A 20,746-nucleotide genomic window follows, 5' to 3' on the forward strand; every position below is an offset into this window, starting at 1 on the left:
CGTATGGTTGCATGGCTAAATTATATAGTTCTTTTTATCTGTCTTATTGTAGACCGAAATTACGAGAAAGATCTTCGTCATGTCTTGCAACAGCTTCTGCAGTTTTATTAAGCTGCATATTAATTTCTTGTAATAACTCTGCGAAGTTTTGTACTTTTGGCTTTAATTGATTGAACTGTTGATCAAAACCTTCGAAAGCACGACCTTCCCATTCTCCTCTTAATTCATTTTGTAAGTTTTGTAGTTGACGTAAAATGTCCTCAATTTGATTTGCACCTTGTCCATATCGAGTCGCTTTCGATTTAAGCTCCTCTGGTGACATGCGAATTTGTCCTGCCATGAGTAAATCCCCCTTAAAATTTAAAAAATAGTAAAATTAACCAATAATCAATTCTACAAATTGATTATATCAATAATTTAAAAATTTCTAAACAAAAAAATGATATTTTTCCAAATTTTATCTTTTACTATAATAACATTATATTATATAATACTAATTTATTTGTTTTTAAGCATACTCTATAAATTTAAAGAAAATCTTTTATTTTATGTATCTTTAAGAACTTATCCATTTTTAATTTCAGCAATAAAGTGTTCACTAAATCATTATTTTGTCCTATCTCATTTATGTAAGTTGATTCTATTTGTAATGCCGGATACACCATTTGCAAATACGCAACATATTCTCTTTCTCTTTTTATTTTTCTCACTTCAAAGTCATAATTACCTGTCTTTCAACAAAACCAAACTCTTCATACATCTCTTTCGCAAAATTCCCAGCAAATACATTCAAACGAATTTCTGAATAATTCTTTTGTAATTCCTTAATACCAGCCCACATTAACTTTCTTGACAACCCTTTTCCGCGGTACTCTGGAAAAACATACAATTCGTATATAAACCCTAGTTTTTCATGAGAAAAATAGTCCGTATTTTCCCCTATTAATATCCATCCCATTACATTGTTTTCTTCTTTAACGACTAAATAATATGCTCCCCTTTCTACAATCGGCCTTGTAATTTCAATCGCTTTCTCTGTACTTAAGTGACAATTTCCCCTCGTGCCTTCAAAAAGTGATTGAGCTGCATATTGTATTATTTCGTCCGTTTCTTCCCGATTTGCCTTTTCTATCATTTTTCACAACTCTCCTCTTTAATAGGCATTACTATCGCTCGTTCAAGTTCCTCCGACTCAATTACAATTGCCATCAATCCCTTTTCCGTACTCGTTTCATGAGATTCGTCCTTCTCCCAAAACACAGCTTGTCCCGCTTCCACCTTCACTTTTTCTTTATCTGCTCCGCATACATATCCTTCTCCGTCCACAATAAGAAGCAGCTGTGATACAACTGCTTCATGATATCCAATTATTCCATTCTCTCGTAAATGCATAGCACCGATATGTACATTTCCTTTATAGTTTAATATTTTTGACATTATGAAATTAGATTGAAATGCTGAGATTTTCTTTCCCACTTTTTCACTAAAATCAAAAATTTTCATTACTAATCCTCCCTATACGTATAAAACCATCCTTACTGTCTGCATCATATGTCCTTCAAAATCTTCTTCAAATTCCTCTAATTGTGCAAAACCTTTCGCTTCATAAAAACGTTTTCCTTTTTCATTCGCTGCTTCTACATGAATGTATAGTTTCCGAATTCCTTTTAATTCCGTTAACCCTTTTTGTAATAAAGCACTTCCTACCCCTTTCCCTTGCTGATCTGGTAACAAATAAATCGCTCCTAATTCTGCTTCGTTTTGCAATCTAACAGGTGAAAAATTCGCAAAGCCAATTACTTCTCCCTCTTCTTCCGCAACAAATAAATGTGTATTTTCAAGACGATATTTCATTTTTTCATCAGAATAGGCCTCGTCTAAAAATCTGTCTTGAATCTCTCTCGGAATAATGCTTTCGTATGTATCATGCCAAGCAACTTTCGCTACTGATTGTACCGCATGGATATCTTCTTGCTTCATTTCTCTAATTACATATGTCATCTCGTTGTCTCCATTCTCTTAAAATTATATTCTGCTAATATACTAGAAGAAATGGCAGAACCATTTTCATAATTCACCTTAATTAATTTTAATTTCTCAATTGAAGCTGTTGCATAATCAAATTTTTCATAAATATATTCCATTGCAATTAAAAACTGATCTGCATGTAACTTATTTGCAATCGTACAATGCGGAACCCATTTTCCTGTCACATAATATGAATTTAAATTATCATGAAAAGTTTTAAAATTATCATGATAAGAATGATGCAGTTTTAACAATTCATCTGTAATGGTCGGTGCTAAAAAGATCGTTCCATTAGTAGGAAAAGTTCCAACAGAAGGAAAATTTATTGCAGCCATATTTTCTTGAACAGCTACAAACTCCTCTAGTTTCTTAGTATATAAGTTAACATCTACCTCATTGTAATCAGCTAATGTAATATGAGGTTCTACTCCTGCTAATTGATTTGTGCCAATGATATTTGTTATTTCATTTTGCAATTCTATAATTTTATTAGTAAACACACGATCAAATGTAGCAATAATAGCGTACATACTTCCTCACCCCTTCGTTACATATAACGCTTCCCATTCTTCACGAATCATTCCCATTCGAATAGAATCATAGTACGTTCCGTTATAATAACGGCATTTGCGCATTCTACCTTCTAAACTCATTCCTATTTTCTCAGCTACTTTCATCATTCGTTCATTACCAGACCAAGTCGTGATTCCTACTCTACCAATCTCCATCTCTTCAAATAGTAAATCTCGATATAATGTTAACGCCTCTGTACCATAACCACCATTCCAGTAATTTGGATTATAAATAACAAGCCCCATCTCTAACCAACGCGTCGGTTTATATTCCCAATAAAACCCGATTGTCCCTATAATTTGACCGTTATTTTCTATAATTAAATTGGATAGAGGTTCCTCTTTTAAACGAGTTTTCATCTTCTCTTTATAAGACGAGTATTCTTGCATTGAAAACGGAAAATACGGTGCATCCCATTTTTTCCATTCTGGATTTTCTTCTTTAAATACGAGATCCCATAATGTTTTTATATCTGATTCTTCAATTGTACGAATTGTAACTTTATCCCCTTTTAATATTACGCTTTTCATAATTTCCTCCTACAATCCTCTTTATTTCATATATAATTATAATGTTTTTTCAGAAAAATCAAAACAAATATCGTTTATTATATTGTATAATTTTGTTATAAGATACCAATTATTCATGTGGAAAGCTGGTGATTCAATGAATAATCGATTTAGTATTACTTTATTTCTCACTATTATTACAACAAATATTATTCTCTATTTCTTCTTACCATTACGTATTGTTACGAAATGGGACTTCAATGGAACGCCTACATCAACAATGGATAAAAGCACTTTTGTTATCGTAAATATAATTATATGTACCTTCTTATTCTTTTTATTTTTAGCTTTATCTAAAGCAGCGAGTAACCAGAAATTTCTCCTTTGGATTGGCAACACAATTTTACTATTTTTATTTTTTGTCGATATTGTCATTGCTCTCATCGCTCTTGGCTTCACTCTTCCTCTTGATCATTTAATATTTTTAGCATTAGGGCTTTTGTTTATAGTAATAGGCTATTTCAGTTCCAAAATTGATACGAGTAAATCAACGGTTTCATTGGAATGGAATGATAAACACCTTGAAAAAAGAGCTTCAAATATTTGTAGTATTTCAATGGTAATAGCAGGTATTTTCCTAGCCGGGCTTCCATTGATCGTTCCTGTTCCGTATAGAGGTTATGCTATACTCACAATTTTTTTAGGAATGACGCTTGCCATTTTACCGAGTACGATTTACTTACTTATGAAAGACAGCAAGCAATCTACTCATTTAAAAAGGTAATAAAAAAATAGGAGGCTCCATACCTCCTATTTCATCTTTTCTATCTCAACTAAAATACCTTTCTCTATCCAGCCTTCTACTCCATCTCTTTTAACTAAATCATATCCCGAGCAGCTGTTATCAATGAGAGAAACAATGTCCCCTATGCTTACGCTTATTTGTGCACAAGAAATATCAGTTTTCACTGTGTATTCACCTGAATCAAGTTGCCTAATATATTCATTTTTCACAGAGAGTAATGTATTCGTTTCCTTTTGCTTACACATTGTGTAATCTTGCATCTTCTCCAGCGGCTCTATGTAATAGTACGGATATGTTACCCCGCCCTGCATTGTTGCATCAGTATGAAAATCTGCTATTACTTCATACTCTGGAAAATAGTCTACATATGTATAAGAAAACGTATCACCTGTTAGCTTCCTCTGAATGATAAATGCGTTTAATTGCCCTGCCTCTTTAATCGCATTTCCCCCATCAATTGCAATAATCTTTTTCTCCTGATCAATAACTGGATTGTTAGATGGGGCCTCATCAGAATAGTTCACAACAGGCCAATGACCGACAACTACATACTTATTTGATCTATGTGATTTATTGAAAAACTCCGGCATTGCTATCGCATTTTTTCGTTCTGTTTCTTTCCAATCCTCTCTATCTTCAAGGCCAGCATGTACAAAGATATAATCTTCTGTTTCAATCGCTGTTGGCAATTCTGTTAGCCACTTTATTTCTTTTGAAAAATGGCCCATCAATATGTTTTTCACTTCACGAATATCACTTTCTTCATTAACGGTAACGTTCAATTGCCCTAGCCACTCATTAAAAATTGTATTCTTTCGCGTACACAAATAATGTATTAGCGCAGGGTTTTCATTTACAAGTGCTTCAACTACAACTTCACAATTCCCTTCTATTACATAAACATTTGGCTTACTAACTACTAGATCCATCACATAGTTTACGACGCCAATACTATTTCTTCCTTTCTCACAAAGATCACCATTAATAATTAAATAATCCTCATCTTTAAAATTAACTTTATGTAATAGTTCTTTAAAAAGATCTAATTCCCCATGAATATCAGAAATAATGATGACTCTTACATCATTTGGTATCGATAATTTCTTTATTTTTTCCAAATATAAACGCCCCTAACATTCTCCAAATTCAACATTTCCTTGTTAAATTCTAATATTCGACAAATTATATTACTAGACCTGTTCCTAGCTCAAATCTGGAAAAGAAAATAGGTTCCATATATTTTCACACACGGAACCTACTTAGTATTATAACTCTTTATAAAAAGAATAGCTTACTTTATCATAGCCCTCTCTTTCATAAAAACGATGTGCATCCATTCTCGGAAACGCAGATGTAAGAACGATAGAGCTGCACCCTTTTTCTTTCCCCCATTTTTCTACATATGACAGCAGAACTTTACCATATCCTTTTGATCTGTGAGCTTCTGCCGTTACAAGGTCATACACGAAAACATGTTTCTCATTATAAAAGTTCGTACAAATCGCTACACCGGCTAGACTCACAACTTCTTCATCTTCATCCCGTAACGAGAGTAGTTTATAATTTTCTTCTTTCATTTTTTGAAATAAAGAACTCGCTTCTTCTCTTGAAAGTTTCGTTCGTAATTGCTGTAATACGGGCAATACATCATGTAAATCCTCTTCTGTTACTACTGCTTTAATATTCATTATGATTCTCCCCTTACTATTTATAAAATTTTCTAAATGTTATATCATCATTATAGAAAGCAACTGTCCTTAGCTTAAGTGACAGTTTTATTCTTTTTTATAAGGCCAGTATGAAAAGGAGCGTCTACGAATGGATCTGACTATCCCATTAGTATTACAAAGTAAAACACCCCTTTACTTACAAATTTATGAATATATGAAACGTGAAATCTCTCATGGATCACTACGTGCCGGTACACGCCTTCCTTCTCACAGAAATTTAGCTATGCAACTTAATGTGAGCCGTATTACAGTGGAATCTGCTTATCAACAATTACTAGCTGAAGGGTATGTAGAAAGCAAACCGAAACGTGGGATTTTTGTTGCAGAAGTTAATATTGATGTCATTCAAAAGAAACAGCAAATTGCGTCAAACAGTGCTAACAATAAAGAAAACGAACAATATGATTATGATTGTAGTCAAGGACTTATTGATCAAAAAGCTTTTCCGATAACAAACTGGAAAAGAGCAATCCACGAAACTTTATTTCAGTATGAAAATGAATTATTTGCTAAGGAAGATCCACAAGGTGAGCTCATTCTACGAGAACATATTTCAAAGTATTTATATCATGCTCGCGGGGTACATTCTTCACCTGATCAAATTATTATCGGAGCAGGTACGCAGCCTCTTCTTTGGCTACTACTTCAGCTGCTTGGTTCAAAAAAGGAATTCGGAATCGAAAACCCTGGATTTCACCGTATTCCTGCTATGATTCAAAGTTCTGGTCTTACCGTTCACCCCATCCCTTTAGATGATAAAGGAATTCATATTTCCGCTTTACGTGAATCGGGTTGCAATGTAGCGTATGTCACTCCATCTCACCAATTTCCACTTGGAATCATTATGCCATTATCTAGAAGACTCGAGTTATTACAATGGGCGAATGATTGTAAGGGCTATATTATTGAAGATGATTATGACGGGGAATTCCGTTATATAGGAAAACCTATTCCTTCTTTACAAGGACTAGATGCAAATGAACGTGTTATTTATATGGGAACTTTCTCGAAATCTTTTTTACCTTCTTTACGAATGGGATATATTGTTTTACCACCTCATCTGTTAAGAGCCTATGAAGAGCTTGGTGGTATGTTTAAACAAACTGTTTCTACGTTGCAGCAACTTACCTTTGCCACGTTTATTCAAAATGGTGATTGGGAACGTCATATTAACCGAAGTCGGACGTTATATAAAAGAAAACATATTTCTTTAATTAAATCTATTACAAACGAGATGGGAAATAACGTTCATATACTCGGTGAACAATCCGGACTTCATATTGTACTTCACGTTCATAACGGGATGAATGAACAAGAACTTATTCATGCAGCCGCAAAAGAACGTATTAAGTTATACCCTCTCTCCACATACGATTCTGTTCATAATGTAATGGATGAGTCGTATGTATTGCTCGGTTTTGGCAGTATTCCAGAGGATCGTATCGAAACCGTTGTCCAATTACTGAAAAAGGCCTGGTTCGCTAAATAAAAATAGCTCCACGCAAGTTATACTTACGTGGAGCTATTTTTATTCACTATTTTTCTGATCTCGCAGTCCTTCCCGGACGCTTAACACCAGTTGTTTCTGTTGAATAGGAAGCTTCAATGATAGCAGTTGGATCTACAGAGAGAACGAGATCTTTCATTTTCGGATAAATGAAACGGTTTGTAATACAATAAATGATTCTCTTATGTTCTCCTAAAAAACCACCTTCTCCATGTAGATACGTAACGGATAATTGCAACTCTTTCATAAGTAGATCGCCTATTTCTTTATTTTTACCAGAAATAATCATAACGCTCTTTCCTTGATTAATACCATCTAATATGAAATCAATCATCTTCGTAACAATATAGAAAATTGCTAATGAGAACATCGCTTGTTCAATTGAAAATAAAATGGCAACAAAAATGAAAATAACCGCATTTACAGCAAGTAAAAATGTACTAATCGGCACTTTAAAATGTTTATTCATCCAAACAGCTAACATTTCTGATCCATCAATTGCTCCGCCCATTTTTACTACAATCCCTACACCCACACCAAATAGAACTCCTCCATAAAGAACAATTAACAATTCAGAAGTTGTAATTGCTGGAAATGGTTTTAAATAAATCAATCCGAGTGTTGTAACAACATTTGCATAGGATGTACGGATGAAGAACTTCTTGCCCATTACTTTTGCAGTAAATAATAAAATCGGGATATTAATTCCTAAGAACACTCCATAAAGCGGCAATCCTGCAACTTTATTCGCCATAATAGCAATGGCCGTTACTCCGCCATCTACTAATCCATTAGGTGCTAAAATAAGTTCTAATGAACCCGCTACAATAATTGAGCCAATTGTTAATAATACGTATTCAAATACTTTCTTCATTCATTACCCCCAAAACTTATATATTTTCTTAGTATTATTTTAACGTAATTTTACTACTAATTCAAAGATATGAGTTTATATACACAAAAGTTTCACCTTTACAGTGATTTTTTATGTAATTTATTTATAGAAACACACTTACATATTACAGTAAGTGTGCTCCAAACATTTATTTAAGTTTTAAGTATGAATTCATCTTCATTTTAAATATTTCATCAACTGCCCTATTATACCCACCAGCATTTCGAAGTGACTCTCCAACTTTACGACTATTTTCCTTAAACGTCACATCATCTATAACTTTTTCTACAGTCTCACGTAACAATTCAGAAGTTAATTCTTTACGATTAAGCCTTATTCCAGCCCCTACTTCGGTCACTCGTTTCGCAACTAAAGGCTGATCTCCTGTTACCGGAATTACAACTAACGGGACACCGTAATATAATGCTTCACTCGAACTATTCATACCACCATGTGTCACGAATACATCAGCATACTGTAATACTTCTAATTGCGGCACATAATTATACAACTTAAAATTATTCGGAATGTTTTCAAATTGATTTATATTTATTTTCTTACCAACAACTAATACGACTGTCGCTTCTACATCTTTAAACGCTTCAAAACATTTTTCATATAGTTCAGGTTGTTCATTAAAAACTGTTCCCATAGAAATGAAAATCAATTTTTCATCTTTTAAATCTTCCATAGAAAAGCTGTCTACTTCTTTTCGAGTAGCAATTGATGGGCCGACAAACTTATACGATTCATCGAATACATCTGAACGCGGCTGGTATTCTTTTGAAGTATATACAATAGTAATATCACCAGGATGATTCATAATGTCATACATACTATTACATTTCATTCCATACTGCCTATTCCATTTTTCCATTCCCGCTAAACAAGATTGATATAATGGATTCGTTTCATCTACTTGTCTTGATTCTTGTTCATCGTTAAAAGTAATGTACTGATTAAAAGCAAATGTTGTACAAGAAGAAACGCTAGGTAATTTTAAAACATTGGCTATAATACGTCCTACGGGAAAATGATTATCGTATATCAAGTAATCGTACTTTTCCCCTTTTGTTTCTTCTACAATTTGAGTCACAATACGCTCTGATGCCTCAATCATATGAGATAGCATCGTCAAAGGACTCCCACCTTCATTTACTCGTTCCATAATATTAATTTGAGAGAGGAAATTCTCAAACACTCGGAATTCTGCACCTGTTGCTTCAATCTTCTTTCTATAATCTTCAATACAATACGAAACAACTGTCTCCCCTCGCCGAATTAACTCACTTACAATAGCTAAAGTCGGATTTATATGACCTTCTCCAGGAAAATTTATTACGAGTACATTTGCCATCATATTCTCTCCTATCTAACAATATTAATAGTTAATTATATTAATTAATTAAAAACTATTATAAAGGAATCTATTCTACTTCTTCATATTTTTCACTTCATTTTATTATTGAGAAATATTTTTCATAACCTACATTATAACTCTTATAAAAGTATGCTTAACCTTTCATTTATTGAAAAATACGGGATTTACATTCAGGCATTTTTACAGATTTATCATCAGAAACATTATTTTGATAATTCATACAAAACTAGAAAAATATAATTTCCACACTGATTTCTCACTATAAATTTATTTAAGTTCTATGTTGTCCTTATCTTTATCCATTTGGAACATATTCTGTTATATAATAAATTTATAGAATTTACAGAAAAAAGGAGCAACTTCATGCTACAACAACTATTCACTTCACCTATTTTATCTATTCAAGCTTTACACCCAGGTTATGAAGACCATGCAAGCGATGTGTTCCTCGTCCGAACAGAAGATGCAGAAGTCATCGTTCGTTCTTCTAAAATGAATGAAGAGCCAAATAATGATTTTTGGTGGGGATGTAAAAACCTATTTGGAATTAATCCAAGGAACGTACACCATTTAAAAGCTGTACATACATTGCTGCAAGAACATACTAATCTTCCTATCCCAGCAATATTAGAAAAACATATTTTAAATGGCCGTGAATTCGTTGTAGCCGAAAAGTTAGTAGGTAACACAGTTCAATCTTTTATCGGGCAACCAGATTCTATTTTATTCAGTCTAGGAAAAGGGCTTGCAGAAATACATACATTTAAAGCCGATTACATAGGAAATGTGTCAGGTTCCTTCCAAATTACACTAGATGAATTCCAATCACACATTTTAAATGTGAGTAAAGAGCTTGTGAATATGTTTTATTCCGATAATGAAAGCATACAAAATGCATTTCCTACTTTTGAATCACAACTTTCTTCCTTACCAGCACCAAAGGAATCAACGCTCGTTTTAATTGATATGGACCCTACTCAGTTTTTATCAGATGGTACAACTATTACGGGATTAGTAGATACAGAAGCCTATGCCGTTGCTCCCCGGGAGTTTGATTTTATCGGCTTAGAATATGTGTTTACAGAAAAAGAGGCACATGCTTTTAAACAAGGTTACGAAACCATTATGCCCCTTCCTCATCTTGCAGAATGTAGACCTCCCTATCGATATTTGTACCGGTTATTATCTGTTCAGGGCAGCGTGGAGTTAAAAAAGTGGCTTAGTCATCCATCCTATTTTTAAATACGAATGAGAGGGGTTATGAAATGAATATTGAACAAAAGAAATCTTTAATAACAAACGAAATTCAGCGCATGAAAGATTTAGCTCATATTTGTGGGCAACACGATCAAATTGATTACTCATCAGATTTACATATAAACTTTTTAACTGCTCGTACTAATGAAGAGATAAATGATTTCCTATTTTATGATAATACTCAATTAATCGGTGCATTAAGTATGTATGATTTTGAAAGACCGACAAAACTGGAGTTAATAGGGTTTGTTCATCCGAACTATAGGAAACAACATATAGGCACTACTCTTTTACAAACTGCAATGAAAGAAATACGAATCCGAAAGGCAGATGAAGCTCTTCTTATTATGAATGGGGATTCTGATTCTGGGAAAGAATTTGCAAGACATATGAAGTTACCTTATTTATATAGTGAATATAGTATGGAGTTCAAAGCAAAAGAAGTGCAAAAATCAACAAAGAATACTATACAGCTCACTCTTGCATCTTCAGGGTCACTTCTTGATCTTATTGAAATTTCCAGTAAAGCTTTTGGAGATTCAGCAAGAAATACCGCTACATGGTTACAAAAAATGATGAATTCCCCTTCCTATCAAGTTTACTGTGCTCTTATCGACGAAAAAGTGATAGGAACGATTACAGTTTCTGAGCAAGAACAATCTACTACACTATCAGGGTTCGCTGTTCATCCTTCTTATCAAGGTAAAGGATACGGAAAAGATATTCTTAGTTATATGGTACATACCCTTATTACAAAAGGAATTTCAACAATTGAATTAGACGTCGAAACGAAAAATAACCACGCTTTAAAACTATATACACAATGTGGTTTTGAAATGAAAAAGAAGCATAACTATTATAATGTAATGAATCTTGAGGTGAATACATATGTGTAAAAAACTAATTTATTCTGATTATGATATTTTTGCAGACATCTATAATAAACATTGGGGACATTTTGCTGAACACTCCTATCTACTTTTGGAAAAATTCGTTTTACAATATGCACCACCACATTCTCATATTTTAGATCTTTGCTGCGGGACTGGTCACCTTACTAAGAAATTAATTGATAATAATTTTGTAGTAACTGGTATAGATGGTTCTGCTCAAATGATTGAATACGCACGTCAAAACGCGCCAGACGCAACCTTTATCGTCGATGATGCTCGTTATTTCAATATAAATGAGCAATTTCACTATGTTATCTCTACTGGCGATAGCTTAAACCATATTTTAAAATTAGATGAATTAAAAAATGTTTTTCATAATGTTTACTCCGTATTACATAGCGAAGGTACATTCGTATTTGATATGAATATGGAGAAAGGTTTTCTTGAAAATTGGATTGCTTCATTTCATATTTCAGCGGAAGAATATGTATGTACAATTGATTCTACATATGATAACGAAAATAAAAAAGCAGAAATGAACTTTATACTATTTCAACATGACATAGATAATAATTGGACAAGAAGTGACTTTTCTTTTGAGGAAGCTTGTTATTCCAATGAAGAAATAATTTCTTCATTGGAATCTGTAGGTTTTAAGAACATTCAATTACACGGTACAAACAGAACATTTTTCATTTGTCAAAAATAAAAAAACTGAATCACAACGATTCAGTTTTTTCTTAGTATATTTACGACAGCAGCCGTTTCATTATTTTCTTTATAAACTCGTGGAATTCTTCTGTCTAACATACATGTAACTTCATAGTTAATTGTACCTAACATATCCGCTACTTCTTCTACCGCAATTTCTTCTTCACCTTGTTTACCGTAGAATACTACTTCATCCCCAACTTGTACTGGCATTGCTTTTGAAACGTCTAACATAAGTTGATCCATACAAACACGGCCAATAACAGGTACTCGAACTCCATTTATTAATGCATGCCCTTTATTAGATAACTGACGATTATATCCATCAGCATAGCCAATCGGTACAGTTGCAATCCATTCTTCACCAGTCGTTACATACGTATTCCCATAACTTACACCGCGATTCTTCTTCGCATGTTTAATATGAGCTACTTTTGATTTTAACGACAACGCAGGCTGTAAAGAAACGACTGCATGATCTACCTCTTTTGAAGGATACATTCCATATATTCCAATACCTACACGAACCATATTTTGAAATGTATTGCTAAGCTCCATTGAACCTGCACTATTTGAACTATGAATATATGGAATATGAATTCCTAATTCTTTTGCCGCATTGACAGCTTTCTCAAATAAACTTGTTTGCATATTCGTATATGATTTATCAATTTCATCTGCCGTAGAGTAATGTGTAAACATTCCTACTACCTCTACATACTCCATACGGTTCAATTCTTCTAAAAATGGCATAACCTCTTCTTCTTGTAAACCGATACGACTCATTCCTGTATCAATTTTCACTTGAATTTGCGCTTTCTTTTGAATACGGTTTGCGATTTCATTTATACCTTGTAAATCTTCACTTCTATAAACAGTCATCATAACGTCATATTGAATTGCCTCTTCAGCAGCCGCTACGGATGTATAGCCTAAAATTAAAATCGGCACGTTTATTCCTGCTTCTCTTAACTCTATCGCTTCATCTACAAATGCAACTGCAAGCTGATTTATTCCTGCTTCAATAGCAGCTTTCGCAACTTCAACTGCCCCGTGGCCATACCCATTTGCTTTTACAGCAGCCATCATTGCAATATTTTCATCATTCACACGTTTTTTAAATTCTTTTACATTATGTTTTACTGCATTTAAGTCAACTTCAATAATCGTATCTCTTCCATATTTCAAACTCATTGGTCTAACTCCTAACTCAATAATTGCATTCCATTCTATTTCACGTTTCATATGACCTTTTACAATATAATACTTTTCAATATGCTAGTCAAACTACTAGAATTTTCGGAATTTTGAGTATGATATAATACTCTTAAGAAACTATTATATACGGAGATGAGGAGAATTACAATGTTTGTTCAACCTGCCTTGCATCAACTACAAGTTGCTGTTGATACTTCTATTCAAATGCTTAACCAATACAATGAAGAAGATTTAAAAATATACCCCATTCACTCGAAGCGATCAGTATTTGAAATGTGTGCACATCTTTCTCTTATTTGCCATGCAGATTTACTCATTTTAAATGGTATTACGGAAAAAGAGTTACATACCTTTTATTTCGAACATACACCGGAAACAATTGCGTACATGCAACAAATAATGATTGAAGGATACAATCTTCTCTCTAAAACATTTCTTTCCTATTCCCCAGAAGAATTAGCAGAAGTTATGACTGCCTATTGGGGTGTTTCTTATTCTCGATTTGAATGGTTACTTGAAATTCTTTCGCATTTTTATCATCATCGTGGGCAAGTTCATATTTTATTATGTGAGCATACGAAAGATCCTCGCATTCCTTTATTTGAGTGATTTTCCACTCATTTATTATCCAATCTACATATCATCAAATACACGTTCATTACTAATAAATAGAGAAGCAATAAATCCAATAAAAAGTAACATTCCTAATAAAATAAATGTTTGAGTATAACTTCCTATTTTCATAAGATAAATAGAAACGAAGGGGCCTATACTAGTACCTAAAAATAAAACAAAGGTATAGATAGAAACTGCTATTCCCCTTGCTTTCCCTCCCAATTGGCCGACAAGAGCAACTAAAGACGGAACGGATATAGCAATACCTATTACAAAACAGACACTCATTATGACAAGTAGAGGCAGGTATGAAACAAAACCCATTGCACTTAGACTAATAATAGCGACCAACAATCCCCCCTGAAGAACTTTCCTTACTTCGAACCTCTTTGTTAAACGACCCGCAATCGGTGACAGCAACATACCAAACAGCCCCGCTAAGCGAAAATAAAGGATTTGTTCTGCAGTTAAAGTGTAAATAGGAGAGCTCAAATAATTCCCTAAAACAATATACATATTAACAAAAGCCATTAATAAAACAAATGCAATCATATAGCTCATTACTAAGCTTTTATGTGTAAAAACTTTACCCATTTGTTTAATTGGTCCCAAAATATCAGTATAGGATTGAGACGTCTCTCCTTTCGGAAGAGAATAATGAACCCATACAGCAGTAATCATATAGACAATGCTAAGAAGAAAGAACACCATATGCCATCCAAAATGCTGACTAACAACCGTACTGATTACCTGCCCTACAATTCCAGCTACTAAAAAACCGGTACTAACAAATCCTATTGTTGTAACCTTTTTTTCTACTGGAAACATTTCTACAACGTAGGCTAACGCTACCGGAGAAAATGTAGCTGCTGCAATACCCTGTAAGCCCCTAAAAATAACAAGCCACATTATACTATCCACAAACCCTAAGGAAAACGAAATAATCGACAGAGCAAGTAATCCAATGAAGATCACTTTTTTTCGCCCATATTTATCAGAGATTGCCCCAAATAACAAGCAACCTATAGCAAAGCCAACAGAAAATATACTGCCTGTAGCTGCAGATTGTGCTAGTGAAACATTAAAAAGGTCTGAAAATAGTGCAATTAAAGGGATTGTTACATATAAGCTAGACATAACTACCATACCCGACCAACATAATACAACGGTCATTATTGTATAATTCTTTTCACTATTTATTTTCTTTCCTATTTCCATCATAATATCTCTCCCTTATTACGATTTTTTTCTATTTAAAACATCTAAAGTACGCTTACTTATTTTAATTACATCGTAAAAAGTATGACTCCCTCTAAAGTTAGCTAAACATATAATAAGGTAGACTAATTATATTTCCAAATAAATAAGTTGACCCTTATAATCAACTTATTTACCTACCCTCTCCTAATTTCACCTGCATATTTACTTGCATTTTATTTAACAGCTTCTCTAAAACTTGACGCTCTTCTTGATTAAAGTCGTCAACTAACGAAGCGCAAGATAACCAAAAAGTTGGTAAAGAGTGTGTAACTAATTCTTTTCCTTTCGACGTAATTTTCACTTTTAACCTTCTTCGATCTTCAGAATGATGGAATCTTACGATTAACTCTCGTTTCTCCATCCAATCTAACAAGCCAGTGACAGAAGCACGTGTTATCCCTAATCGACTCGCAATATCAGAAGGACTCATATTCACTTCTTCCCCATTTGATTCCATTTCACGTAAAATAAACAACAGTAAAAAATCTAATTTACTTTCCGATATACCAAGCGGAGCTAAATCTAGGTCAACAGCATCAAGAACATTATCAGACGTCCATAACATTAACAAACCAAGTTTTGCTGCGATTGGATCCGTATCCGCTGATGCTGTCTTTTTTATTAACTCTGTATACGGCCCAATCCCTAAAGGAAGAGAATCATTTTTTGAACCCATTTATCTTCACTCTCCTTTCTCTTAAATTAATTAGCTTACCTAACTACTTTTTCATTATACTCACATTTTTACTTTTATTGCAAGAATATTGTTAAACAAAACATCCTGTCATGAAAACAGGATGTTTCAAACTGACTAGCTATTATCTTTAAATAATACGAAACTCCTTTAAGGCAAAGGAAATACCACCTTCACTCGCCTTCTTTGTAACGAAATCAGCTTTTGTTTTTAGTACTTCTCCGCCATTCCCCATCGCAATTCCTAATCCTACATATTGCAACATCTCAATATCGTTTCCACCATCGCCAAAAGCAATTGCTTCTGATTTACTAATGTTTAAATGCTCCAATACTTTTTGAATTGCAGTTAGCTTCGATACTTTATTATCTTCCAATACATTTATGACATAACCATGAAAACGGTCAAATGTAAGCATTGGGTATTTTTCAATAAACTTCTGAGATTCTATTTCATCCGCATACAGACATAAACAATAGACCTCTTCTGACAAATCCCTACTTTTTTCAGGATACTTCTCTAAATTCAACGTCTCGCTAAGCGCTTGCATTACACGCTCATTATCCGAGGCTATTCCGTTCATTGCAAAATCCTCGTTAAAATAAGAAATACCGTGACCATGTAATTCAGCAAACCCCGAGATATCATGAACAATTTCACTGGAAAGTACTGATTTATGTATAACTGATTCCTCACACTTAATATGTGCACCATTTGCAGAAATAAACGTATTTATGCCTAGTTCCTTAAATTGCGAACATAAGCTATATGGTCTCCCTGTTGTAACAACTACGTGAATTCCTTTATCTATTAATCTTTGTATCGCTTCTTTTGTACTTTCGTGCATACTTCTATCAATCTCACTTAAAAGCGTACCGTCAGCATCAAAAAACACTACTTTGTACACGGGTCTTTATATCCCGTCCAAATGATTCGTATCATTAATGAAATGCACCGTTTTTTGTTCCCCATCAATTTCAATTAAGCTTATTCCCGTATCGCCCATTTTAAAATAATAATCCATTGAAATTGGCATTTTGAAAAACGCACGTAATAGACTATTTATTACACCACCGTGTGCAACGATTGCAATTCGGTCATATGTATTCTCTGTCACGATTTTAGAAAAGATTCCTTCTATTCTCATTCTAAATTCAATAAATGATTCCCCATTTTCAAAACGGTCATGAAGAAACTTTGGCTCTGGATATTTCTTTGCTTCTTCAAAAGATAAGCCTGCTTGCACTCCGTTATTAAACTCCATTAATTCCTCTTCTAGTTGAATTGGGCATCCAATTCCTTCAGCTAACGTTTCACCAGTTTCACGAGCACGCTTTAATGTACTTGCCCAAATGAAATCTGGCGGAAAATCTGCTTTCACTTTCTGTACAAGCCTTTGCACTTGCCGTCTTCCTTTTTCTGTCAATTCAAAGTCAGCTCGTCCTTCATGTACATGTAAAATGTCCGCTTCGGATTCACCGTGACGTATTAGTAGTATTTGCATGTTTGTTCCCCACTCCCTTATTTAATATCCATAAAATCCCATTATATCATATTTAAAATTTTCTTTAACAAAAATATATTACTTTGACAGTTTTTTAACCCGTCTAGTAAACGTGTTACTCCAATTAGCAATTCCAAGCACCCTAAACTTATTATTCTTTCAAAAGTGACAAACAAAAAGTCCTATTCATAATGGCAAAGGACTAATATTTTTTATCCTACTCAAAAATAAAAAGAGAAATGGCACCCATTTCTCTTTCACACCCTTATTGTTCTTTGTTTGTATCAATCGAAGGCAATTTCTTCGCTTGTTTTTCTTTAAAGATTTCTCCAATTGCTCCGAGAGTACCAAGTGTTTCAATTGCATTAGACGGAATAAAGACTTTATTTGCTGGACCTTTTGCAACCTCAATCAATGATTCAAATGATTTATAAGCAAGTACGCGTTCATCTAAATCTGCTGCACGAAGTAATTCAATTCGATTTTGTTCTGCTTTTGCAATTTCCTCAATCGCTCTTGCTTCCCCTTGCGCTTCTAGTTCTTTTGCTTCCTTTATACCTTCAGCTTCTCGAATGCGTGCTTCTTTATCACCTTCAGCCATTAAGATTTTACTTTGCTTTTCACCTTCAGCACGAAGGACTTTATCTTGTTTTGCAGCTTCAGCTTCTAAAATGATCGCACGTTTATTACGTTCTGCTTTCATTTGTTTTTCCATCGATGCTTGCACATCTTTTGGCGGATTAATATCAACAACTTCAACACGCTCAATGCGAACGCCCCATTTTTCTGTTGCTTCATCAAGTGCTAAGCGAATTTCTGTTGAAATTTTTTCACGACCAGATAACGTTTCATCCAGTTCCATTTTACCGATAATTTGGCGCATCGTTGCAGAAGTAATATTACGAACACCATATTCATAGTTCGAAATACCATATGTCGCAAGTTCTGGTTCCACAATTTGATAGAAAATAATTGTATCAATCTCTACTTGTACATTATCTTTCGTAATTACCTTCTGTGGTGGTACATTCGTTTGCTGAATACGTAAGTCATGATATACGCGAACACGGTCTACAATTGGGATTAAAATATTTAATCCTGGCTCCATAATACGCTGAAACTTACCAAATCTTTCAATTACTCCAACTTTTTGCTGTGGAATTATTTTAATTGTTAATGCGATAAATGTAACAACAATTAGTGCGAAAATAATCGTTAATGTTAATGCTACTGCCATATTTATTCACTCTCCTTTTTTACTTGTAATATAGTACTATGCCTCTTTATAACAATAACTTTTTCTCCAACATCAATTGGATCATCTGCAATAGCTGTCCAAATATCTCCATCCACCTTCACAATACCATTCGCTTCATTTGTAATCGTTTGCATAACAATGCCTTTTTTACCAACAAGCAAATCTACTGTATCAGTAAAACCTTTTGCTTCTCGAAAGTTTTTTGAAATTCTTTTCGTAAAGAAAGTCAATGTTAAACTTACAATCGCACCAGCAACAACTTGTAACAGTAGTGCTTCAGGGGCAAATAAAGCAATTAGACCTCCGACAACAGCTCCAATTCCAAGCCAAAGCATGTAAAACGTAATCGACAACATTTCCGCAATAAATAAAATACCAGCTATTATAAACCAAATTACCCAAGCAGCCATATGCAACCCTCACTTTCTTTCTCATTTTCTATATGTATATGAAGAAAAGAATGGTTTATCCGCCCTTTCTTATACCGGGGCATTTACTACAAGCTATTGTACATATTCACTGTTATAAAAAGTATTAATAAAATACTATATTAATATATTCTTCATTATACATGACATTTCCTTTCAAAAAATGACAAAAAATTAAATTCTTTCACAATTCCAACTTTCAAATTATAATTATTCTAACTATTGGAATGTTTTTCCTCAGGAAGGTTGTGTACTTATTGCAAAATCGTTCACTAATTTACTATTTAGGCTCTAAAATATGCATTACTCTCGCTGACATCGTATACATCATGATTATTACAACTCATATGTATATCACAACGAAATCAGCTACATTAACCGCTCTTTTTCCATTACTCCAAGTGATAACTAATCTTATAGCAAATACATCTGCACCACTTATAATGAATCGCTTTTCATCTTATTCCTTACTTTTCACACTACAATGGACAAAAACTGCTCTATTATTTTTATTAATGATATTATTCCCAGCCCTGTCCACAAACATTGTAGCACTATTCATTTTCATTTTTTTCATTTCTTTATGTAGCGGCTGGAGCGCACCGTTATTATACGGTATCCTTCCTCGCCTTACACGAAAAGAACAATTAGTAAAAGTAAATAGTATTTTTTCCTTTTCCATACAAATTGTGCAAGCCGCTGCTTATTCATTTACAAGTGTTATTGTTCTTCTTATCGGCGCTACTTCTACACTCATGATGAATAACATTTTGATGATTTTTGGGTGCGTTGCACTACACGTTTCATTACGTTCCATACATACTGAACGAGTAATTGAACCTTCTTCTTCAAAAGGCGCTGCTTTACTGGAAGGTTGGAAACTCTTATTTCAGAACCCTTCTCTCCGTACCGTTACATGTATGGACTTAATTGAAACTTTCGCGGGGACAATATGGATCGGTGCTATTACGATGGCTTATGTAACAACTGTCCTTCATAAAGGAGAAGAATGGTGGGGATATATTAATACAAGTTATTATGTTGGGACGTTAATTGGCGGGATATTAGCATGGAAAATGAGTACATACATTCAAAACAATTTAATACGCTCCATGGCGATAGGCTCTCTTATGTTTAGTATTCTTACATTTTTATATGGTATGACAAGTAGCGGGTTTATTGCGCTTTTTCTATGCGTTCTAATGGGTCCATGTTATCAAATTAGAGATATTTCTCAAACGACAGTGCTACAATCAAGTGTCGCCCCTACTTTACTATCAAAAATGTATACAGCTCATGGTGCACTCCTCTCGACAGCTTCTGGTCTCTCTATGCTTAGCGTTGGAATTATTACCGATTTGTTCGGTGTTCGTACGATTTATATTCTCGCTTCTATCCTTATATTGTGCTCTGCTTGTTTATCATTTAACTTATTAAAATATGATAAAACAGAGCAAAAAGATATTTCACTTTAATGAAC

24 protein-coding genes are annotated in these 20,746 nt (G+C 33.9%); 7 read left to right on the forward strand and 17 right to left on the reverse strand.

The annotated features are described in order from the left end of the window. Positions 1-43: 43 nt before the first annotated feature. From QEP67_RS17600 to QEP67_RS17625, 6 genes are all read right to left on the reverse strand, one after another. Positions 44-340 carry a WXG100 family type VII secretion target gene (locus QEP67_RS17600; RefSeq protein WP_000918598.1) on the reverse strand — a complete coding sequence of 99 codons (297 nt, stop codon included), beginning with the start codon at positions 338-340 and terminating at the stop codon, positions 44-46. Positions 341-706: 366 nt separating this feature from the next. After that, entirely contained in the window at positions 707-1,135 is a 429-nt protein-coding gene (locus tag QEP67_RS17605) for a GNAT family N-acetyltransferase (RefSeq protein ID WP_064056306.1), read from the reverse strand. After that, a complete protein-coding gene (locus QEP67_RS17610) occupies positions 1,132-1,503 on the reverse strand; it encodes a cupin (protein ID WP_000688085.1) in 372 nt (123 codons plus the stop codon). Before QEP67_RS17610 ends, QEP67_RS17605 begins: the two co-directional genes overlap by 4 nt. 12 nt (positions 1,504-1,515) lie before the next feature. Then, positions 1,516-2,001, reverse strand: a complete 486-nt coding sequence (locus QEP67_RS17615; RefSeq protein ID WP_000222830.1) for a GNAT family N-acetyltransferase — start codon at positions 1,999-2,001, stop codon at positions 1,516-1,518. Beyond that, the gene (locus QEP67_RS17620) at positions 1,998-2,558 is read right to left on the reverse strand and encodes a 2'-5' RNA ligase family protein (RefSeq protein ID WP_064459792.1); all 561 of its coding nucleotides are present in this window, start codon (positions 2,556-2,558) and stop codon (positions 1,998-2,000) included. The genes QEP67_RS17615 and QEP67_RS17620 overlap by 4 nt, the downstream gene beginning before the upstream one ends. Positions 2,559-2,564: 6 nt before the next feature. Further along, the gene (locus QEP67_RS17625) at positions 2,565-3,131 is read right to left on the reverse strand and encodes a GNAT family protein (RefSeq protein WP_000843682.1); all 567 of its coding nucleotides are present in this window, start codon (positions 3,129-3,131) and stop codon (positions 2,565-2,567) included. A 136-nt stretch (positions 3,132-3,267) separates the two neighbouring features. Between QEP67_RS17625 and QEP67_RS17630 the strand changes: the two genes are divergently transcribed. Then, positions 3,268-3,894, forward strand: a complete 627-nt coding sequence (locus QEP67_RS17630; protein ID WP_061671857.1) for a DUF1648 domain-containing protein — start codon at positions 3,268-3,270, stop codon at positions 3,892-3,894. A 26-nt stretch (positions 3,895-3,920) separates the two neighbouring features. Here QEP67_RS17630 and QEP67_RS17635 read toward each other — a convergent pair whose 3' ends face one another. Together QEP67_RS17635 and QEP67_RS17640 are read right to left on the reverse strand one after the other, a co-directional pair. Then, positions 3,921-5,033: a metallophosphoesterase gene (locus tag QEP67_RS17635; RefSeq protein WP_000411320.1), complete on the reverse strand. Its 1,113-nt coding sequence runs from the start codon at positions 5,031-5,033 to the stop codon at positions 3,921-3,923. A gap of 147 nt (positions 5,034-5,180) precedes the next feature. Then, a complete protein-coding gene (locus QEP67_RS17640; protein WP_001021803.1) occupies positions 5,181-5,603 on the reverse strand; it encodes a GNAT family N-acetyltransferase in 423 nt (140 codons plus the stop codon). Between the two features lie 130 nt (positions 5,604-5,733). On the opposite strand from QEP67_RS17640, the gene QEP67_RS17645 reads away from it, so the two are divergent. Beyond that, on the forward strand, positions 5,734-7,134 hold the full coding sequence (locus QEP67_RS17645; protein ID WP_000366308.1) for a PLP-dependent aminotransferase family protein: 1,401 nt from the start codon (positions 5,734-5,736) through the stop codon (positions 7,132-7,134). Between the two features lie 46 nt (positions 7,135-7,180). On the opposite strand, the gene QEP67_RS17650 is transcribed toward QEP67_RS17645, so the two are convergent. Both QEP67_RS17650 and QEP67_RS17655 read right to left on the reverse strand, forming a co-directional pair. Beyond that, positions 7,181-8,026, reverse strand: coding sequence for a YitT family protein (locus QEP67_RS17650; protein ID WP_000755133.1), 846 nt, complete (start codon positions 8,024-8,026; stop codon positions 7,181-7,183). A gap of 169 nt (positions 8,027-8,195) precedes the next feature. Beyond that, positions 8,196-9,404 carry a macrolide family glycosyltransferase gene (locus QEP67_RS17655; protein WP_000024481.1) on the reverse strand — a complete coding sequence of 403 codons (1,209 nt, stop codon included), beginning with the start codon at positions 9,402-9,404 and terminating at the stop codon, positions 8,196-8,198. 387 nt (positions 9,405-9,791) lie between these two features. On the opposite strand from QEP67_RS17655, the gene QEP67_RS17660 reads away from it, so the two are divergent. Genes QEP67_RS17660 through QEP67_RS17670 form a run of 3 tightly spaced genes read left to right on the forward strand, consistent with a single transcriptional unit; the run spans position 9,792 to position 12,287 of the window. Continuing rightward, positions 9,792-10,670: a hypothetical protein gene (locus tag QEP67_RS17660; RefSeq protein ID WP_000941380.1), complete on the forward strand. Its 879-nt coding sequence runs from the start codon at positions 9,792-9,794 to the stop codon at positions 10,668-10,670. 23 nt (positions 10,671-10,693) lie between these two features. Further along, entirely contained in the window at positions 10,694-11,581 is an 888-nt protein-coding gene (locus QEP67_RS17665) for a GNAT family N-acetyltransferase (RefSeq protein ID WP_353706351.1), read from the forward strand. Then, positions 11,574-12,287: a class I SAM-dependent methyltransferase gene (locus QEP67_RS17670; RefSeq protein WP_000335144.1), complete on the forward strand. Its 714-nt coding sequence runs from the start codon at positions 11,574-11,576 to the stop codon at positions 12,285-12,287. Before QEP67_RS17665 ends, QEP67_RS17670 begins: the two co-directional genes overlap by 8 nt. A gap of 20 nt (positions 12,288-12,307) precedes the next feature. On the opposite strand, the gene alr is transcribed toward QEP67_RS17670, so the two are convergent. After that, the gene (gene alr, locus QEP67_RS17675) at positions 12,308-13,483 is read right to left on the reverse strand and encodes an alanine racemase (RefSeq protein ID WP_033658872.1); all 1,176 of its coding nucleotides are present in this window, start codon (positions 13,481-13,483) and stop codon (positions 12,308-12,310) included. A gap of 171 nt (positions 13,484-13,654) precedes the next feature. Between alr and QEP67_RS17680 the strand changes: the two genes are divergently transcribed. Then, positions 13,655-14,116 (forward strand): DinB family protein, encoded by a 462-nt coding sequence (locus QEP67_RS17680; RefSeq protein WP_048566531.1) that lies wholly within the window; start codon positions 13,655-13,657, stop codon positions 14,114-14,116. Between the two features lie 24 nt (positions 14,117-14,140). Here QEP67_RS17680 and QEP67_RS17685 read toward each other — a convergent pair whose 3' ends face one another. The 6 genes from QEP67_RS17685 to QEP67_RS17710 all read right to left on the reverse strand — a co-directional run bounded on the left by QEP67_RS17685 (position 14,141) and on the right by QEP67_RS17710 (position 19,248). Then, positions 14,141-15,340 (reverse strand): MFS transporter, encoded by a 1,200-nt coding sequence (locus QEP67_RS17685; protein ID WP_151035671.1) that lies wholly within the window; start codon positions 15,338-15,340, stop codon positions 14,141-14,143. Positions 15,341-15,512: 172 nt separating this feature from the next. Next, positions 15,513-16,058 (reverse strand): MarR family transcriptional regulator, encoded by a 546-nt coding sequence (locus tag QEP67_RS17690; protein WP_000534966.1) that lies wholly within the window; start codon positions 16,056-16,058, stop codon positions 15,513-15,515. A 148-nt stretch (positions 16,059-16,206) separates the two neighbouring features. Continuing rightward, positions 16,207-16,983 (reverse strand): Cof-type HAD-IIB family hydrolase, encoded by a 777-nt coding sequence (locus QEP67_RS17695; RefSeq protein WP_353706352.1) that lies wholly within the window; start codon positions 16,981-16,983, stop codon positions 16,207-16,209. A gap of 6 nt (positions 16,984-16,989) precedes the next feature. Beyond that, positions 16,990-17,580, reverse strand: a complete 591-nt coding sequence (locus QEP67_RS17700; RefSeq protein ID WP_151035409.1) for a histidine phosphatase family protein — start codon at positions 17,578-17,580, stop codon at positions 16,990-16,992. Between the two features lie 265 nt (positions 17,581-17,845). Continuing rightward, complete coding sequence (locus QEP67_RS17705; protein ID WP_000257389.1) at positions 17,846-18,817, reverse strand: SPFH domain-containing protein; 972 nt, start codon at positions 18,815-18,817, stop codon at positions 17,846-17,848. A gap of 2 nt (positions 18,818-18,819) precedes the next feature. Then, positions 18,820-19,248 carry an NfeD family protein gene (locus QEP67_RS17710; protein WP_000741979.1) on the reverse strand — a complete coding sequence of 143 codons (429 nt, stop codon included), beginning with the start codon at positions 19,246-19,248 and terminating at the stop codon, positions 18,820-18,822. A gap of 275 nt (positions 19,249-19,523) precedes the next feature. On the opposite strand from QEP67_RS17710, the gene QEP67_RS17715 reads away from it, so the two are divergent. Then, entirely contained in the window at positions 19,524-20,741 is a 1,218-nt protein-coding gene (locus QEP67_RS17715; protein WP_151035408.1) for an MFS transporter, read from the forward strand. The last annotated feature ends 5 nt before the right edge of the window (positions 20,742-20,746 follow it).

Source organism: Bacillus cereus group sp. MS39, from assembly GCF_040448665.1.
GTDB lineage: Bacteria > Bacillota > Bacilli > Bacillales > Bacillaceae_G > Bacillus_A > Bacillus_A wiedmannii.

Coding starts and splice junctions, on each gene's coding strand:
- QEP67_RS17705 (WP_000257389.1), bottom strand. CDS start 18,817: ATGGCAGTAGCATTAACATTAACGATTATTTTCGCACTAATTGTTGTT.
- QEP67_RS17650 (WP_000755133.1), bottom strand. CDS start 8,026: ATGAAGAAAGTATTTGAATACGTATTATTAACAATTGGCTCAATTATT.
- QEP67_RS17610 (WP_000688085.1), bottom strand. CDS start 1,503: ATGAAAATTTTTGATTTTAGTGAAAAAGTGGGAAAGAAAATCTCAGCA.
- QEP67_RS17710 (WP_000741979.1), bottom strand. CDS start 19,248: ATGGCTGCTTGGGTAATTTGGTTTATAATAGCTGGTATTTTATTTATT.
- QEP67_RS17660 (WP_000941380.1), top strand. CDS start 9,792: ATGCTACAACAACTATTCACTTCACCTATTTTATCTATTCAAGCTTTA.
- QEP67_RS17640 (WP_001021803.1), bottom strand. CDS start 5,603: ATGAATATTAAAGCAGTAGTAACAGAAGAGGATTTACATGATGTATTG.
- QEP67_RS17665 (WP_353706351.1), top strand. CDS start 10,694: ATGAATATTGAACAAAAGAAATCTTTAATAACAAACGAAATTCAGCGC.
- QEP67_RS17605 (WP_064056306.1), bottom strand. CDS start 1,135: ATGATAGAAAAGGCAAATCGGGAAGAAACGGACGAAATAATACAATAT.
- QEP67_RS17655 (WP_000024481.1), bottom strand. CDS start 9,404: ATGGCAAATGTACTCGTAATAAATTTTCCTGGAGAAGGTCATATAAAT.
- QEP67_RS17620 (WP_064459792.1), bottom strand. CDS start 2,558: ATGTACGCTATTATTGCTACATTTGATCGTGTGTTTACTAATAAAATT.
- QEP67_RS17600 (WP_000918598.1), bottom strand. CDS start 340: ATGGCAGGACAAATTCGCATGTCACCAGAGGAGCTTAAATCGAAAGCG.
- QEP67_RS17615 (WP_000222830.1), bottom strand. CDS start 2,001: ATGACATATGTAATTAGAGAAATGAAGCAAGAAGATATCCATGCGGTA.
- alr (WP_033658872.1), bottom strand. CDS start 13,483: ATGAGTTTGAAATATGGAAGAGATACGATTATTGAAGTTGACTTAAAT.
- QEP67_RS17670 (WP_000335144.1), top strand. CDS start 11,574: ATGTGTAAAAAACTAATTTATTCTGATTATGATATTTTTGCAGACATC.
- QEP67_RS17625 (WP_000843682.1), bottom strand. CDS start 3,131: ATGAAAAGCGTAATATTAAAAGGGGATAAAGTTACAATTCGTACAATT.
- QEP67_RS17690 (WP_000534966.1), bottom strand. CDS start 16,058: ATGGGTTCAAAAAATGATTCTCTTCCTTTAGGGATTGGGCCGTATACA.
- QEP67_RS17680 (WP_048566531.1), top strand. CDS start 13,655: ATGTTTGTTCAACCTGCCTTGCATCAACTACAAGTTGCTGTTGATACT.
- QEP67_RS17630 (WP_061671857.1), top strand. CDS start 3,268: ATGAATAATCGATTTAGTATTACTTTATTTCTCACTATTATTACAACA.
- QEP67_RS17685 (WP_151035671.1), bottom strand. CDS start 15,340: ATGGAAATAGGAAAGAAAATAAATAGTGAAAAGAATTATACAATAATG.
- QEP67_RS17645 (WP_000366308.1), top strand. CDS start 5,734: ATGGATCTGACTATCCCATTAGTATTACAAAGTAAAACACCCCTTTAC.
- QEP67_RS17700 (WP_151035409.1), bottom strand. CDS start 17,580: ATGCAAATACTACTAATACGTCACGGTGAATCCGAAGCGGACATTTTA.